This is a genomic window from Salinarimonas rosea DSM 21201 (assembly GCF_000429045.1).
Lineage (GTDB): Bacteria > Pseudomonadota > Alphaproteobacteria > Rhizobiales > Beijerinckiaceae > Salinarimonas > Salinarimonas rosea.
The window spans coordinates 1-14,097 of record NZ_AUBC01000030.1; the positions used below are offsets into that span (position 1 = coordinate 1).

Below are 14,097 nucleotides of genomic sequence, written 5' to 3' on the forward strand. Positions count from 1 at the left end.
CGCGGAAGGCCGGCCGGTTCGCCTGGTGCTCACCGCCGGGCAGGCGGGTGACGCGCCGGCCTGCGAGCAGCTCCTTCCGCTCGTCGCGAAAGGCGCCATCCTGGTCGCCGACCGCGCCTACGACACGAACGCGATCCGCGCGACGATGGCCGAGCGCGGCGCCTGGGCGAACATCCCGCCCCGCGTGATCCGAAAGGGCAGCTTCCCCTTCAGCTCCTGGGTCTACCGCCAGCGAAACCTCGTCGAGCGCTTCTTCAACCGCATCAAGCACTTCCGCGGCCTCGCCACCCGCTACGACCGCTCGCCCCACAACTTCCTCGCCGCGCTCAAGCTCGCAGCCATCCGGATCTGGCTGGCTACGAAATGAGTCCGCATCCTAGCTGCGTGGATCGTCCTCGTCCTTCACGTAGGTGATCGTCCACGGCCCGGTGCTGTTGAGCTGAACCACAGTCTCGCCCTCGGCATAGGCGTAGTGCGCCGAGCCCGGCGGATAGGCGAAGAAGCCGCCCGGCTCGAGAGCCGTCGTCGCCTTGGGGTCAGCCTCCTCGCCCGATCCGATGCGGAAGGTGCCGGATATGACGGTCACGATCTCGGGCTGGCCATGAAAGTGCGGGGCGATGTGGTAGCCGTCCGGCAGCTTCAGGCGCATGGCGAAAACGCCCTCGCCGGAAGGATCCCCGTAGAGAACGGAGTACTCGGCCCCCTCCGCGAGGGAGGGCGGCCCGGGCTCGTAGGTGAAAGCCTCGCTCTCGATCAGGACGTGATCGTCTTGCGGCTGAGCCGGCGCGGAGTCCTGGGCAAACGCGGCCGGGACCAGCAGCATGACGGCTGTGGCGGCGGACGTCACGTCTCGAGCCAGCTTTACGTAGCGGGTCGGGGTCATTGAAGCATCTCCCTTGATCTTCCCACATTCGAATGCGGGCGTTGAAAGCTTCGGAACGCGGCGCCAACGAGCGGTCGCCCGGGGATCGCCGGCGACCACTACCCTAGGCCGGGCTGCCCGACCCCGCTTGGGGAAGCCTTGATCCTCGTCTGGAGATTTCATGAGCGGCGGCGGCGCTGGGGCAAAGATTATTACCCTGCAGGCACCTCACGAATTCTCTGAAAATCCCCCACGAATGCCCCAAGCTCGTTGAGCGGATTCTGATTTATCGTCGGCCTCCACACTGCGAGCAAGGGAGACGAACGATGACATCCCTGCATGAAGCCGGGAGCCGCCCGCCCACGGCGCCCCCCGTCGACACCGAATACGTGCGTTTCTGGAACGAAGTCCTGGCGCCCAAATTCATCCGCTTCCGCCACATCCTCGTCGACGGCCTGACCCGCCACAGCGAGGCGGTCTTTCCGAAGCTCCCCGTACGGCCCGGCGATCGCGTGCTCGACGTCGGCTGCGGGTTCGGCGACACCGCACTCGCGCTCGCGCGGATCGTCGGCCCGGAGGGCGAGGTCGTCGGGATCGATTGCTGCGACGCGTTTCTCGCCGCGGCGGAGGTCGACCGGGAGCAGGCCGGTGTCGAGAACCTCAGGTTCCTGCGCGGCGACGCCGAGATCGCGCTTCCCGAGGAACGATTCGACTTCGTCTTCGCCCGGTTCGGGACGATGTTCTTCGCCAACCCGGTCGCGGGCTTGCGCAACATGCGCCGCGCGCTCCGGCCGGGCGGCCGCATGGCGCACATCGTCTGGCGGGAGCCGGCGGACAATCCCTGGCTCTCGATGGCCAAGGAGATCGTCCTGCGATACCTGCCCGCGCCGGGCGACGGCGCCCGCACCTGCGGCCCCGGCCCGTTCTCCATGGCCGACGAGGAAACCGTGCGGAAGATGATGGAGATCGCCGGGTACGAGGACATCCGCTTCGAGCGCGTCGACGCGCCGGTGCTGATCGGCCACGACGTGCGAGACGCCATCGAGTTCCAGCTCGCCATCGGCCCGGCCGGCGAGGTCTTCCGGGAAGCCGGCGACCGGGCCGAGGCCAGGCGCGCCGAAATCGAGGCAGCGCTCGCCGACGCCACACGAAGACAGGCCGCCGCGGCGGACGGCATCGTGATGCCGAGCTCGTCCTGGGTGATCAGCGCATTGAACCCCGCCGCCGGTCTCTGAACGGCCAAAGTCGGCGGCTCCGCTTGCGGCGGAGTGCCGCGCCTTGGTAAGGTCGAGAAACGGGCGAGGCGCGCATCGAGACCGCCGCGCTGGCTCGCCTGTCCTCGGCAGGATTGGGGAGAGCCGTTATGAGCCGCTCCTCGACTCGAGACCCGACGCAGCCCGCCGTCCCGGAGGAGATCCTTCGATTCGGCCCCTTCGAGCTAGATCCTCGGCGCTTCGAGCTTCGCCGTGATGGACGGATCGTGCCCGTCGAGCCGCGAACCTTCGATCTCCTGCGGGTGCTTGCGCGAAATGCCGGCCGCACCGTCACCCGCGACGAGCTCTTCGACGAGGTCTGGGGCGACCGCATCGTGTCCGACGCGGCCCTGAGCAGCCAGGTGCGCGCAGCACGTCGCGCGCTGGGCGACGACGGCAGCGCACAGGAGATGATCGCCACGGTCCACGGCCGCGGCTTCCGGCTCCGCGGCCGCGCGGACCAGATGAGGGAGGAGCCGCAGGACGTCGCGGCGGCGACAGGGCGGACCGGCAGGCCGACCATCGCGGTGCTGCCCTGCGTGAGCCTCGACCGGGACGGCCGGGGCGCGGTTCTGGCCCAGGGTCTGGTCGAGGACCTGATCACGGCGCTCTCGAAGACCCGCTGGCTGCGCGTGGTCCCGCGCAGCACGATGATCGCAGTCGGCGGCGCCGCCGACAACCCTGCCGACGTCGCAGCCGCGACGGGCGCCGACTACCTCGTCTCGGGCACGGTGCGGCGGGACGGCAACCGGGTGCGGATCTCGGTTCAGACCGCGGACGCCCGCGACATGCGCTGCATCTGGAGCGAGAGCTTCGATCGCGACATGGCGGACATCTTCGCCCTCCAGGACGAGATCTCGCGGCTGGTCTCGGCGCGGATCGCCACCGAGCTCGGCGTCACCGAGCAGGAGCGCGCCGCCCGGGAGCCCCGCAAGAACCGGGGCGCCTGGGAGATCTACCAGCTCGGGTCGCTCGAGTTCTACCGGTTCACCGCGGAGAGCAATCGGCGCTGCCAGCGGCTGATGCGTCAGGCGATCGAGCAGGACCCGGCCTTCGGCAGCGCCTACGCGCGCCTCGCCTACGCCGTCGTACTAGAGATGGTCTACTTCGAGGGCGAGCGCCATCGGGCCCGGCTGGACGAGGCTCTCGATCTCGCGCGCCGGGGTGTGGATTGCGACGACCAGGACGCCGCGACGTTCTTCGTGCTCGGCCGGGTGCGGCTCGCGCGCTGCGAGTACGAGCTGGCCATGGACGCGCTCGAGGAGGCGCTGCGGCTCGATCCGTGCCTCGCCCTCGCCCATTGCGGAATGGGCGATTCCCTCGCCTACGAAGGCCGCCTCGACGAGGCGATCGAGCGGTTCGAGACCGCCATCGAGCTGAGCCCGCACGACCCCTTTCGATGGGCATTCATGTCCTATCGCTCCCTCGCCCACCTCTTCGATGGAGCCTTCGAGGATGCCGCTCGCTGGGCGCGGCGCGCGACGCAGCTGCCGAACGCTCATTACTGGGCGAATGCGAACCTGGTCGCCGCGCTCGGCCATTGCGAAGCCGGCCGCCAGGCGGAAGAAGCCGTCCAGGCGCTGTCGCGCATGCGTCCCGGCTTTTCCCGCCGTCTGGCGCGGGACCGCCTCTTCTACGTCAAGGACGGCGACCAGATCGAGGCGTTCCTGGAGGGGCTGCGCAAGGCGGGGGTGAAGTGAGCCGACCGCATCCGGCTCCGCGGGCCCGGGCCGGCCCGCGTCCTGGCGGGCCGGCTCTCCTGCGCCCTCACGCCGCCTCTCGGGCGTCGCCGATCTGGGCCAGGAGCGACGGCGTGTCCGGGAAGAGCCACGTCTCGGCGATCAGTCCGTTACGCATCCGGTAGATCGCCACGCCGTCGAAGGTCGCGCGGCGGCCGGTCGCCGGCAAGCCCGCAAACGGGCCCGTATGATCGACCGATACACGCCAATGAACGACCACGCGATGCGCATCGGCCACGGTCGCGAGAACCTCCGAGCTCATGTTCGAGAAGCTCTCGGCGAAGCCGCGGAACCAGTCCTTGTATGTCTCGCGCGAGGTCGGGTTTCCTCCGGGAAACCCGTGTGTGACGATGTCCTCGGCGACGGTCTCGTCGATGACGTCGAGGTGCCCGGTATGGGTGCCTTCGAAGAAGCGGGCGACGGCATCCTTGTTACGCTGGATGGCAAGACTGCAGCACATGTCGTTTCTCCTTTGCGAATTTGGGGCGTGCGATGTGGATTCGATCGGCTCAGGCATGAGCCGCGACGAGGCGCCCGATCTCCTCGTGATCGGGCGCCTCCACAGGTCCGCTTTCCTGGGCGGCGGCGAGGTGGCCGAGGAGATCGCGGGTGAGCCCCCGCGCGGAGGGCAGGTGGCCCGAGAGCACGATCTCCGGGTCGAGCCGCTCGATCGCGGAGAGCGCGCGCCCGAAGGCGCCGCGATCGAGCTGGGCGAGCCAGGGCGCGTCGATCGAGGACCAGGTCGTCATGCCCGTACGCAGCGCCTCGGCGCGGATCGCGGCCGCCTCCTCGGCGGGCTCCTGAATCAGCGCTCCGAAGGCAGAAGCGGGCGGAATCGCAGGCGCAGACGCGCCAGCGGATCGTCGAGGCCATGGTCGCTCTCCACGAGGAGCTCGGACCCCGCAACGCCACGATCAGCGCGATCGCGCAAAGGGCCGGCGTTCAGCGTCTCACGGTCTACCGGCACTTTCCGGACGAGGAGGCGCTGTTCGAAGCCTGCACCTCGCACTGGCTGGCCCTCAACCCTCCGCCCGATCCGCGCTCGTGGTCGGACACGGCGTCCGCGCCCGAGCGCGCACGCGCGGCGCTGAGCGCGCTCTACGGCTACTACGCCGCCACGCGACGCATGTGGACCGTGTCTTACCGCGACGAGGCCGTGGTGCCGGCCTTGGCAGGGCCGATGGGGGCGGTGCGTCAATATCCCGCATCGGTGGCGGACGATCTCGATGCGGCCTACGTGTCGCGGGATGGAGACGCCTTCGCCCGTCGCGCCACGATCGGGCACGTCGTACAGTTCGCTACTTTCGCCTCGCTGGCGGACCAGGGCCTCGCGCGGGAGGCGGCGGCGCAGCTCGCGCACCGGTGGACCGAGGCCGCAGGCGAGGCAAACCATGATCGATGATGTCGGTCCCCGACGAGGCTCGGCCATTCGCCGGATGGCCGTGCATTGCGAGTAGAACAGGAACCGAAGATAATCCCTGCTAGAATCAACATTAGCTTCGGCGAAGATCTCAATTGAATTTCCAGCGTTGAGCTAAGTTTTTCTTGATTGTTCCGCCGTTCACTAACATAATCTCACATCAGCCTGAAACATTCTTAATGAGCGGCTCTAGATGGTTCTGGACAACGTCCCGAAGGCTGCGGAGGAGCGATTGACCGTCCTCCTGGCCGAAGACGAACCGATCATTCGCTTCTCGGTAGCCGAGACCTTCCGCGAGCGTGGCGCGCAGGTGATCGAATGCGCGACAGCCGACGAAGCTCTGGACGTGGTTCTGGCCGGCACGCCGCTCGACGCTCTGGTCACCGATGTCCGAATGCCCGGCGATCTAAACGGACTGACGCTGGCGCATCGCGTGAAGCGCTCCCGGCCGGGTATGCCCGTCGTGGTCATGTCCGGCGACGCGCGGCCCGAGGAAGCCTGGGTCGCCGACGCGTTCCTCTGTAAGCCGGTGGCGGAGGAGAGCCTATGCGCCGTGGTGGAACGGCTCGTCGCCGAATCTCGTTCGAACGGCTAAGCACCCCGGAGGAATGCCATGCATACCGTTCTCCTCGTCGACGAGGATGTCCTCGTCCGCAAGGAGTTGGCCGAGTTCCTGCGCGAATGCGGCCTGCGCGTCGCCGAGGCCGCGACCGCAGCAGAGGCCCGCGCCCTCGTCGCTGACGCGGACCTCGGCATCGACATCGCCTTGATCGATATAGGCCTCGCCGGCGCGGAGGACGCCTTTTCTCTCGTCGCGTGGCTGCGAAGCGAGAACCCCGCGATCGACGTCCTGCTCGCCGGCAGTGCGGAGCGCGCGGTCGAGCGCGCCGCGACGATCTGCGAGGAGGGTGCGTCGCTTCCCAAGCCCCACGATCCTAAGGCGGTCCTCGAGAGGATCAAGAAGCTTCGCGCTGCGCGGACGCGCGGCCGGGACTTGGAGCAGAGCTGAGGGGGCGCCGCCGGGTGGAGCGCCGGCGAGTCATGCGGCCTCTCGGGCCTCAGACACGGCCACGCGCGCATCCGTCTGGAGCACAGCGCGCCGCTCGCGCAGGGCGATCGCGCGCGCGATTGCCCGACCGGCGTGGCCCGCCTCGTGGAAGAATCCGGCGAGCCCCGGCTTCATCCCGGCGAAGAACAAGCCGGGCGCCTCGTCAATCTGCTCCGGTCCCGAGATCCGCGGGAAGCCGCGCTCGTCGAGCACGTCGAGCCCGTCCAGCATCGCATCGAGGCCGGACCTGTAACCCGTCGCCGCGATCAGGACGTCGGGACGGATCGTCCGTCCGTCCGCGAGATGCACGGCGTCCGGCGTGAAGCGCGCGATGGCTGGCAGGACGGCGATGCGTCCGTCCTTCATGGCCGCGACCGCCCCGTCGTCGATTGCCGGCGCGATGCCGCCTTGGACGAGGCGGGTCGCGCCTCCCGTGGCCGGCCTCGGCAGCCCGATGCGTCGCAGGTCGCCGAAGACGAGCCGCTGCATCCCCGAAAGCAGTCGGTCCAGCACGGGAACGGGAAGCCGCGCGAGGATGGGCGCCAGCTGCTGCACGGGAAAGCCGAGGAGGCGCTTGGGGAAGATCGTCGGGCCCTCGCGCACCGAGACCGACAGCGAGGCGGTCGCCGCTCCGACCAGATGATTGAGCGCGTCCATGCCGGAATTGCCGACCCCGACGACGAGGACGCGCCGGCCGCGATAGCGCGCGACCGGCCCCAGATCGTGCGCATGCACGATCCGCCCGGCCCAGGCCTCCGCGCCCGGCCAGCGCGGGACGAAGGGCACGCGGTCCCGGCCCGTCGCGACCACGACGTTGCGGGCGCGCATCACCCCGGCGTCCGTGTCGACGCGCCAGGCGCCGCCGTCGCGGGCGATGCGCGCGACCCGCACGCCGTAGGCGATCGGGACCGGGAGCGTGTCGGCATAGGCCTCGAGGTAGTCCGCGATCGTGTCCCGGTGCGGGAAGGCGCCCGCCTCCCGCGGCAGCGCGCGGCCGGGCAGCGCCGACAGCGTCCGGCGCGTGTTGAGCCGCAGCTGCGGATGCCTGGCGCGCCAGGGCGAGCCCGGCCGCGCCTCGGCCTCGAGCACGCGGCAGGCGATCCCGGAATCGGCGAGCGCGCGCGCGACGCCGAGCCCGGAGAGACCGGCCCCGATCACCAGAGCCGGTAGCGTGTCGTCTCTCGTCATGACGGTCTCCGATCTCAGGTGCGCGCGACGAACCAGACGTTCATCGGATCGTGCGGCAGGACGTGACGCTCGACCGCGGCGAAGCCGGCGCGCTCGAGCATAGCCTGCGCCGTTTCCCAGCCCCACATCGTGCCGAGCCCCGGCCCGCCCTGGCCGATGGAGATCGGCGTGCAATGGGCGCAGCTGATCGCGTAGAGCATCGCCGCCATGGGGAAGTCGAGATTGTTCTCGAGCCGCGCCGACCCGCCGATGTCCTGCATCAGGTAGACGCCTCCGGGCCGCAGCGAGGCCCGGATGCCGCGCACTAGCCCCTCCGGGTCCTTCTGGTCGTGGACGGCATCGAACGAGGTCACGAGATCGAAGCTACCCGGCTCCTCGAAGCCGGTGAGGTCGCGCGCCTCGAAGCGGACGTTGCCGAGCCCGGCCGCCTCGGCCCGCTCGCGGGCGAAGGCGATGGCGTCGGAGCCGAGGTCGTAGCCCACGAACCGGCTGCGCGGAAAGCGCTCGGCGAGCGCGATCAGGACGCCGCCGCGCCCGCAACCCGCGTCGAGCACGTCGATGCCCTGCTCGAGCCGGTCGACGAGCCCCTCGGCGAGGGGCAACACCGCGTCGAAAAGGGCTCCGCCGACGGTCTGCGCGCTGTCCTCCGCCATGATTTGGTGGAAGCAGGGATAGTCGCCGTAGGCTGTTCCCTCGCCGGTTCGCAGGCAGCGCAGGACCCGGTCCTGCACCGCGCCAAGGAGGGCGACGTGCTGGGCGTAGATCGCGAAGTTGCCCAGCGGCGCGCCGTCGACGAGGCAGGCGGCGTGCTCGGCCGGGAGCGTGTAGGTCCCGGCCTGCAGATCGTAGGTGACGATCCGCCCAACGGTCATCGCGGCGAGCCACTCGCGGACATAGCGCTCGGCGAGGCCCGCCCGCTCGGCGATCGCGGAGCTGGTCGACGGCGGTGCGTCGGCCATCGCCGCGAACAGGCCGGCGCGATGGCCGAGCGCCATCATCACGGCGATGGCGCCGTCGTCGAGGATGGTCGCGACGCGCCCGGCGAAGACCTCAGCGGCTTTTTCGTCGAAGGCGGTTCGGGAATGGGTGTCGAGAGCTGTCATCCCTTTGTCTCCTGAACAGTTTTGGGATGCGGGGAGGAGTACGGCGAGCGCCGGCCGCCGACGAGGGGCGGATTGGACAGGACCGGTTCGATCGTGCCATCTACGACGCCATGATCGAGCCTGCGCCGCCCCTGGAGGTCGCGCTCCTCGCCCTGCCGGAGACGACGCCCGGCACGCTCTACGGCCTCGCCGAGGTGCTCGGCGCGGCCGGCACGACCTGGAGCCAGCTCACCGGCGAGCCCGAGATCGCGACGCGCCGCATCGCTCCGCGCATCGTCTCCCGCGACGGCGCGAGCTTCCGCTCGCGCGCCGGGCCGCCGATCGCGGTCGACCGGTCCTGCGCCGAGGCCGCCGACGCCGAGGTGGTCGTCGTCACCGCCGTCGACCTCGACGGCGATCCGCGGGGTCGCTGGCCGTCGGAGTGCGACTATCTGCGAGAGCGTCACGCGACGGGCACCACGATCGCATCGGTCTGCACCGGCTCGTTGGCCCTGGCGGAGGCCGGCCTCCTCGATGGGTTGGAGGCGACCACGCATTGGGCCGCAGCGCCGCTGTTCCGAAAGCATTATCCGCAGGTGCGCTTGCGCCCGGAGCGGGTTCTCTGCCCGGCGGGACCCGAGCATCGGATCGTGACGAGCGGGGGCGCGGCGTCCTGGGCCGATCTCGCGCTCTGGCTCGTCGCGCGCGCCTGCGGCGAGGGCGAGGCGCTGCGGCTCGATCGCGCCTTCCTGCTCGGCGACCGCTCGGACGGCCAGCTGCCGTTCGCCGCCATGATGCGCCCGCGCCGCCACGAGGACGTCGCGATCGCGGCCGCGCAGGAATGGATCGCCGACCACTACGCCGAGCCGCACCCGGTCGCGGGCATGGCGGCCCGCTCGCGCCTCTCGGAGCGGACCTTCAAGCGGCGGTTCAAGGCCGCCACGGGGTACGCCCCCGTTGCCTATGTCCAGGCGATCCGGATCGAGGAGGCCAAGCACCTGCTCGAGACGTCCGCCCTCCCGACGGACGCCGTGGCGGCGCAGGTCGGCTACGAAGACCCCGCGTCGTTCAGGCGCCTGTTCAAGCGCGCCACGGGCGTCTCGCCGGCGCGCTATCGCCGCCGCCTGGCGATCGCGGTCGGGAGGGGCGGCAGAGGGGGGCGGCGCGAGGAGAGGGTGCTCGCGGAGGAGCGGGAGTGATCTCCCGGCCTTACCGCGCTTGTCCGACGACGAGCCGACCTTCAGCGTTCCGACCGGGAGCCGTACGGATCGTGATGTCGACGAAGCCGGCGAGAGCGAGACGGCTGGCCACGAGTTCCGGCGTCCGCGGGCGGAACGAGATCGGACGAACCTCGACGCGTGGTGAATGCCCGGGCGCCGTAATCTCCGTGGTCATCCGGTAGCGATGGACGCCGTCGGCCCCGATCTCGAGCGCACGAAGCCGGCAGGTCATGCGAACGCCGTCGGGGCGCAGGACGTCGCGGACGAGGTGCTCATCACCGAGGTCGGGCGCCGGACCCGGCAGGTCGACGTCGAGCGCGACGAGGGCACCGGGTCGACAGGCCCGCCGTGTGGAGGCGAGCATCGCGTCGAGCGCGCCGTCGCCGAGGAGAGAAACGGTTCCGGCGGCGCAGAAGACGAGCGCGAACGAGCGGTCGAGCGTGAACGCGGTCATGTTCCTATGGTGGAGACGGGCACTCAGCCCGTGTTCCTCGGCTCTTCGGCGACAGCGCGCAAGCATCGCCTCGGAAGCGTCGAGTCCCTCGACGTCGAGTCCCTCCGCCTGCATCGGCACGAGAAGCCGACCGGTGCCGGATCCGAGCTCCAGGACCGGTCCTGCGCACGCGCGCGCGAGGTCAAGCCAGTCTTGCAGGTCCTCCCGCGCGTCGGCCTCGACGAATGCGTCGTAAGCTTCGGCCATTACGTCGCCGTAGGGATCTTGCGTGCTCATGTCGGCTCTCCATGCGGACGGCGCACGAAAGCGCGCGCCGTCCGAAGGCCTCAGCGGAAGTCGAGCGTGACGATCTCGCCGCCCTCGACCCCGTAGACCCGATACGAGCCGGCGGCCTCGCCGGGGCCAATCAGCTCGACGCCGCTCGCCCCTTCGTAGTCGATCGCGCCACCCTCAGCGATGATCTCCAAGCCCCGGTCGAGCTCGCCGGGAAGGATCGGCTCCCCGGGCGCGTTGGCGATTTCCATCAGGTTGGCGGCGAGCGTCCCGCCGCCGGCCTCGCCGCCGCCGGCGGCGATGGCGAGGGTGATCAGTGCCGCCGCGTCGTAGCTCTCCCCGGCAAAGAGGCTGGCCCCGTCGAAGCCCGCTTCTTCCGCCATCGCCTGGAACGTCTCGGCCCCTGCGCCGCTCGTGCCGGGAACCGTGCCGATCACGGCGCCGTCGAGATCCTCGCCAATGGCTTCCACCAGACTCTCGCCGTACATGCCGTCGGCGAAGACAAAGCGCTCGAAGGCGCCCGTGTCCAGGGCCGCCTGAACGACGCCGCGCCCGCCCTGGTCCAGGTAGCCGAACACGGCGAGGTGCTCCGCGCCGGACGCGGCGAGCGCGCCGATCTCCGCGGAGTAGTCCGCCGCGCCGTCCACGTGCCCGGCGCTGATCAGGACTGTCCCACCGAGCCGCTCGAACGCGGCGGCGAAGCTGTCGGCCAGTCCCTTGCCGTAGTCGTTGGTGACGTAGGTGATGGCGATCTCCTCGACGCCCTCCTCGCGCGCGACCGCTGCGAGGATCTCGCCCTGCCGCGCATCCGAGGGCGCCGTCCGGAAGAACAGGCCGCGATCCTCGCGCGTACTCAGAGCCGGCGCCGTCGAGGCCGGCGAAACCGTGAGAACGCCGCGCGGCACCGTGATCCCGGAGACCACCGCCACGCTCGCGCCGGAGCAGTCGGCCCCGAGAATGGCCGCGACTTCCTCCACCGACACCAGCCGCTCCGCCGCGGCGGTCGCTGCGGCGGCATCGGCGCAGGTCGAGTCGGCGCGCGCCGCCTCGATCGCCCGCCCGTCGAGGAAGCGACCCGAGCGGGTCGCCTCCTCGAACGCGAGATCGGCGGAGCGCGCCATGGCGGGCGCGAGGGTCTCGATCGGCCCCGTGAAGCCGAGGAGCACGCCGACGCGCACCGGCTCGAACGCCGATGCGGGTGCGCCGAGCGCCGCGAGGGCGACGCCGGCGAGAATGCAGGTCCTGATCATCTCCGTTCTCCTTTCCGAGAATGCAAATCGCCATCGCGGACGGCGGCGTCGATTCGGCCACGCGAGATCCCCATGTCCGCGAGGAGGCGGTCGTCGAGGGCGTGCAGCCGCTGTGCGTCGCGATGCGCGCGCAGCCAGGCCATGAGGCGGGCGCGCCCGGCGCGCAGGGCGACGAGCCAAGCCGGGCGCCAGACGGGCTCGCCGAAAGGTTCGAGCGCCGCGTCGGCGGGATCGGTCGCCGGCGTGTGCGGGGCCCATGCGGGCGCGGATCCGGTCGCCACGTCCGGCGGGACGGGGCGTGGAAGCGGGCGCGCGTGTTCCTCGACGCGCCGGCGTGGCACGAAGAAGGACATGTCGTCTTCCTTTCCTGGTGCGCGGGCAGCCCGTCCGCCTCGGCTCACAAAAGCCGGGCGTCTGCGGGTCGCGTCGCAATGGCGCAAGGTCGATGAGCGCGACGCGCAGCGGTCATCGCAGAGCTGCGCGCCGCGTCGCGCTTCATATGCACGTTTTCGGCCAGCGCGCGAATGCCATAGATCCCACGAAAACGGACCAATCTTCGTCTAGCGCGGTCGGTTTCTGCCCAATATGCTTGGTAGAACGATATAGAAAGAGGCTTATTCGCTTAGGTTACTTGCCGTCTTGTCCGAATCGGTGGGGTGATTGTCCTTGCGAATCGTGTCGAGACATCGGTGATCGCTAAACCCAGCGGTGGTCCGGTCAGCGCCGCGCGCGCCGACGGATACGAAGCGTGGCGGATCCGCCTGTAAGAGCAGCCAGTCGGTCAGAATAACTCGAGGTTTGGGGGTTGCTCAGGCCGGCTTCTCAAACGCCAGCAACGGTCGGATCGGCGTTGATCCCGGCCCCGGTCCCACCCCGTGCTCACCAGCCGGCGAGCCCCAGGAACACGAGCGCCATCGCGATCTTCAGCTGTTTTGCGGTGCGCCTGGCGGGTTCGTTTCGCCCGTTCATCACGCCGCCCTCTTTAGCGCCGAAGCCGCAACGGCAGCGGGGCTCGGGTCCGCCGGCGGCTCGCGGAAGGCGAGCAGCCGGCGCACGTGGGCGCGCGAGACGGCTGCGGGCGGGCCCTTGATAACGTCCTCCCAGCGGGTGGACGGGCAGACGTAGTCGATTCCGATACAGGTTCTCATGGCTTTCGCTCCGGTCGGAGAAGGCGCCGGTCAGGCAGCGCGGGAGGTGGCGGAGTGGGAGGAGGCGGGCAGAAGCGCGAGGGCGTCCCGGGTCATGCGGGCGACGAGCGCCGCGGCGGGCTCGATCGTCTCGATCACCGCCGAGGCCTCGCCGACGGTGAGGCAGGCCCAGTCGAGATCGGCCTCCATGTCGCGGATCGGCAGGATCGCGCTGTAGCGGGGCACCGGCAGCCGCTCGCCGCCGAGAACGACCGTCCCGATGACCTCGCCCTGCGCCTCCTCCAGCGCTTCGGCGGCGCGCCCGCGCGCCGCTCGGACCGCGGCGTTCGCCAGGGCGCGAACCGGCTCGCCGGGCCATTCCGGCCCGAACACGGTGGAGATCTCGGTGTCGCCGGGCCCGCTCTCGACGACGCGGCTCTTGAAGCCCTCCGCCGCGTTCGCCTCGTGCGTGGCGAGGAAGCGGGTGCCGCACCACACGGCCTCTGCGCCGGCGACGAGCGCCGCGGCCATGGTGCAGCCGTCGACGATTCCGCCGGCGGCGACGAGCGGCAGCGTCGAGCAGGCCTGCCGGATCGCCGGCAGAAGCGTTGCGAGCGTCATCTCCGCGCGGTTGTGCCCGCCGGCCTCGGAGCCCTGGAGGACGAGCGCCTCGACCCCGAGGGCGACGGCGTCACGGGCCTCGGCGACCGTGCCGACCTGCATCCATACACAGACGCCTGCGGCCTTCAGCCGTTCGATGGTCGAGGCCGGCGGCGCCGACCAGAAGAAGATGACGAGCGCCGGGCGCTCCTCGAGCAGCACGTCGACGTGGGCGGGCTCGACGAATTGGCCGATCAGGTCGACGCCGAAGGGCCGTGGGGTCAGCGCGCGGGTCGCGCGGATCATGCCGCGCAGGCCCTCCGGCGGGACCATGGTCGCTCCGATCGTGCCGATCCCCCCCGCGTTGGAGACGGCGGCGGCGAGCTCGGGGCCGGCGATCAGCACCATGCCGGCGTTTAGGATGGGGGTCGATGCGCCGAAGCGCTCGGTGATGCGCGTGCGGATGCGCGCGCCCTCCGCGACCCCGGCGGGGGCGGTCGTGGCGGTCTGCATGGCAGGGTCGTCTCCGTTTCTCGTGAACGGAGGGACCTCTATGCCGCGACCGCCCGCGGATCACCCCG

At 70.4% G+C, this 14,097-nt stretch carries 17 protein-coding genes; 7 read left to right on the plus strand and 10 right to left on the minus strand.

The window, feature by feature from the left end; genetic code table 11:
* On the plus strand, nt 1–367 hold a 367-nt coding region (locus G407_RS0118745), incomplete at its 5' end, for an IS5 family transposase (RefSeq protein WP_029032059.1).
* Nucleotides 368–376: 9 nt separating this feature from the next.
* On the opposite strand, the gene G407_RS0118750 is transcribed toward G407_RS0118745, so the two are convergent.
* A complete protein-coding gene (locus tag G407_RS0118750; protein WP_043540179.1) occupies nt 377–883 on the minus strand; it encodes a cupin domain-containing protein in 507 nt (168 codons plus the stop codon).
* Between the two features lie 305 nt (nt 884–1,188).
* Between G407_RS0118750 and G407_RS0118755 the strand changes: the two genes are divergently transcribed.
* Nucleotides 1,189–2,097 (plus strand): class I SAM-dependent methyltransferase, encoded by a 909-nt coding sequence (locus tag G407_RS0118755; protein WP_029032061.1) that lies wholly within the window; start codon nt 1,189–1,191, stop codon nt 2,095–2,097.
* Nucleotides 2,098–2,342: 245 nt separating this feature from the next.
* A complete protein-coding gene (locus G407_RS0118760; protein ID WP_169728807.1) occupies nt 2,343–3,815 on the plus strand; it encodes a winged helix-turn-helix domain-containing tetratricopeptide repeat protein in 1,473 nt (490 codons plus the stop codon).
* Nucleotides 3,816–3,882: 67 nt separating this feature from the next.
* Here G407_RS0118760 and G407_RS0118765 read toward each other — a convergent pair whose 3' ends face one another.
* Together G407_RS0118765 and G407_RS28655 are read right to left on the minus strand one after the other, a co-directional pair.
* Entirely contained in the window at nt 3,883–4,371 is a 489-nt protein-coding gene (locus G407_RS0118765) for an ester cyclase (protein WP_084327632.1), read from the minus strand.
* Entirely contained in the window at nt 4,364–4,603 is a 240-nt protein-coding gene (locus G407_RS28655; RefSeq protein ID WP_029032064.1) for a hypothetical protein, read from the minus strand. The genes G407_RS0118765 and G407_RS28655 overlap by 8 nt, the downstream gene beginning before the upstream one ends.
* Before the next feature lie 122 nt (nt 4,604–4,725).
* Between G407_RS28655 and G407_RS28660 the strand changes: the two genes are divergently transcribed.
* The 3 genes from G407_RS28660 (at nt 4,726) to G407_RS0118785 (ending at nt 6,283) form a co-directional block, all read left to right on the plus strand.
* Nucleotides 4,726–5,256 carry a TetR/AcrR family transcriptional regulator gene (locus tag G407_RS28660; RefSeq protein ID WP_052341570.1) on the plus strand — a complete coding sequence of 177 codons (531 nt, stop codon included), beginning with the start codon at nt 4,726–4,728 and terminating at the stop codon, nt 5,254–5,256.
* A gap of 211 nt (nt 5,257–5,467) precedes the next feature.
* Nucleotides 5,468–5,869 (plus strand): response regulator, encoded by a 402-nt coding sequence (locus G407_RS30695; RefSeq protein WP_052341571.1) that lies wholly within the window; start codon nt 5,468–5,470, stop codon nt 5,867–5,869.
* 18 nt (nt 5,870–5,887) lie between these two features.
* On the plus strand, nt 5,888–6,283 hold the full coding sequence (locus G407_RS0118785; RefSeq protein ID WP_029032065.1) for a response regulator: 396 nt from the start codon (nt 5,888–5,890) through the stop codon (nt 6,281–6,283).
* A gap of 30 nt (nt 6,284–6,313) precedes the next feature.
* Here the strand turns inward: G407_RS0118785 and G407_RS28670 are convergent, their stop codons facing one another.
* Together G407_RS28670 and G407_RS0118795 are read right to left on the minus strand one after the other, a co-directional pair.
* Complete coding sequence (locus G407_RS28670) at nt 6,314–7,510, minus strand: flavin-containing monooxygenase (protein WP_084327633.1); 1,197 nt, start codon at nt 7,508–7,510, stop codon at nt 6,314–6,316.
* 14 nt (nt 7,511–7,524) lie between these two features.
* Entirely contained in the window at nt 7,525–8,613 is a 1,089-nt protein-coding gene (locus G407_RS0118795) for a class I SAM-dependent methyltransferase (RefSeq protein ID WP_029032066.1), read from the minus strand.
* Nucleotides 8,614–8,723: 110 nt separating this feature from the next.
* Between G407_RS0118795 and G407_RS28675 the strand changes: the two genes are divergently transcribed.
* Nucleotides 8,724–9,791 carry a GlxA family transcriptional regulator gene (locus tag G407_RS28675; protein ID WP_052341572.1) on the plus strand — a complete coding sequence of 356 codons (1,068 nt, stop codon included), beginning with the start codon at nt 8,724–8,726 and terminating at the stop codon, nt 9,789–9,791.
* Between the two features lie 10 nt (nt 9,792–9,801).
* Here G407_RS28675 and G407_RS30700 read toward each other — a convergent pair whose 3' ends face one another.
* The 5 genes from G407_RS30700 to G407_RS0118820 all read right to left on the minus strand — a co-directional run bounded on the left by G407_RS30700 (nt 9,802) and on the right by G407_RS0118820 (nt 14,029).
* Nucleotides 9,802–10,542 (minus strand): class I SAM-dependent DNA methyltransferase, encoded by a 741-nt coding sequence (locus G407_RS30700; protein WP_052341573.1) that lies wholly within the window; start codon nt 10,540–10,542, stop codon nt 9,802–9,804.
* 50 nt (nt 10,543–10,592) lie between these two features.
* On the minus strand, nt 10,593–11,789 hold the full coding sequence (locus tag G407_RS0118810) for an ABC transporter substrate-binding protein (protein WP_156917637.1): 1,197 nt from the start codon (nt 11,787–11,789) through the stop codon (nt 10,593–10,595).
* On the minus strand, nt 11,786–12,142 hold the full coding sequence (locus tag G407_RS32800) for a YjiS-like domain-containing protein (protein WP_043540180.1): 357 nt from the start codon (nt 12,140–12,142) through the stop codon (nt 11,786–11,788). The genes G407_RS0118810 and G407_RS32800 overlap by 4 nt, the downstream gene beginning before the upstream one ends.
* Nucleotides 12,143–12,757: 615 nt before the next feature.
* Nucleotides 12,758–12,937: a hypothetical protein gene (locus G407_RS31855; protein ID WP_156917638.1), complete on the minus strand. Its 180-nt coding sequence runs from the start codon at nt 12,935–12,937 to the stop codon at nt 12,758–12,760.
* A 30-nt stretch (nt 12,938–12,967) separates the two neighbouring features.
* Complete coding sequence (locus tag G407_RS0118820) at nt 12,968–14,029, minus strand: NAD(P)H-dependent flavin oxidoreductase (protein ID WP_084327634.1); 1,062 nt, start codon at nt 14,027–14,029, stop codon at nt 12,968–12,970.
* Between the last annotated feature and the right edge of the window lie 68 nt (nt 14,030–14,097).

What these genes read in the sequence shown, in the direction of transcription:
- G407_RS28670 (WP_084327633.1), bottom strand. Translation starts at nt 7,510, where the DNA reads ATGACGAGAGACGACACGCTACCGGCTCTGGTGATCGGGGCCGGTCTC.
- G407_RS28675 (WP_052341572.1), top strand. Translation starts at nt 8,724, where the DNA reads ATGATCGAGCCTGCGCCGCCCCTGGAGGTCGCGCTCCTCGCCCTGCCG.
- G407_RS28660 (WP_052341570.1), top strand. Translation starts at nt 4,726, where the DNA reads ATGGTCGCTCTCCACGAGGAGCTCGGACCCCGCAACGCCACGATCAGC.
- G407_RS31855 (WP_156917638.1), bottom strand. Translation starts at nt 12,937, where the DNA reads ATGAGAACCTGTATCGGAATCGACTACGTCTGCCCGTCCACCCGCTGG.
- G407_RS0118820 (WP_084327634.1), bottom strand. Translation starts at nt 14,029, where the DNA reads ATGCAGACCGCCACGACCGCCCCCGCCGGGGTCGCGGAGGGCGCGCGC.
- G407_RS0118765 (WP_084327632.1), bottom strand. Translation starts at nt 4,371, where the DNA reads ATGCCTGAGCCGATCGAATCCACATCGCACGCCCCAAATTCGCAAAGG.
- G407_RS30700 (WP_052341573.1), bottom strand. Translation starts at nt 10,542, where the DNA reads ATGAGCACGCAAGATCCCTACGGCGACGTAATGGCCGAAGCTTACGAC.
- G407_RS0118785 (WP_029032065.1), top strand. Translation starts at nt 5,888, where the DNA reads ATGCATACCGTTCTCCTCGTCGACGAGGATGTCCTCGTCCGCAAGGAG.
- G407_RS28655 (WP_029032064.1), bottom strand. Translation starts at nt 4,603, where the DNA reads ATGACGACCTGGTCCTCGATCGACGCGCCCTGGCTCGCCCAGCTCGAT.
- G407_RS32800 (WP_043540180.1), bottom strand. Translation starts at nt 12,142, where the DNA reads ATGTCCTTCTTCGTGCCACGCCGGCGCGTCGAGGAACACGCGCGCCCG.
- G407_RS30695 (WP_052341571.1), top strand. Translation starts at nt 5,468, where the DNA reads ATGGTTCTGGACAACGTCCCGAAGGCTGCGGAGGAGCGATTGACCGTC.
- G407_RS0118755 (WP_029032061.1), top strand. Translation starts at nt 1,189, where the DNA reads ATGACATCCCTGCATGAAGCCGGGAGCCGCCCGCCCACGGCGCCCCCC.
- G407_RS0118810 (WP_156917637.1), bottom strand. Translation starts at nt 11,789, where the DNA reads ATGATCAGGACCTGCATTCTCGCCGGCGTCGCCCTCGCGGCGCTCGGC.
- G407_RS0118795 (WP_029032066.1), bottom strand. Translation starts at nt 8,613, where the DNA reads ATGACAGCTCTCGACACCCATTCCCGAACCGCCTTCGACGAAAAAGCC.
- G407_RS0118750 (WP_043540179.1), bottom strand. Translation starts at nt 883, where the DNA reads ATGACCCCGACCCGCTACGTAAAGCTGGCTCGAGACGTGACGTCCGCC.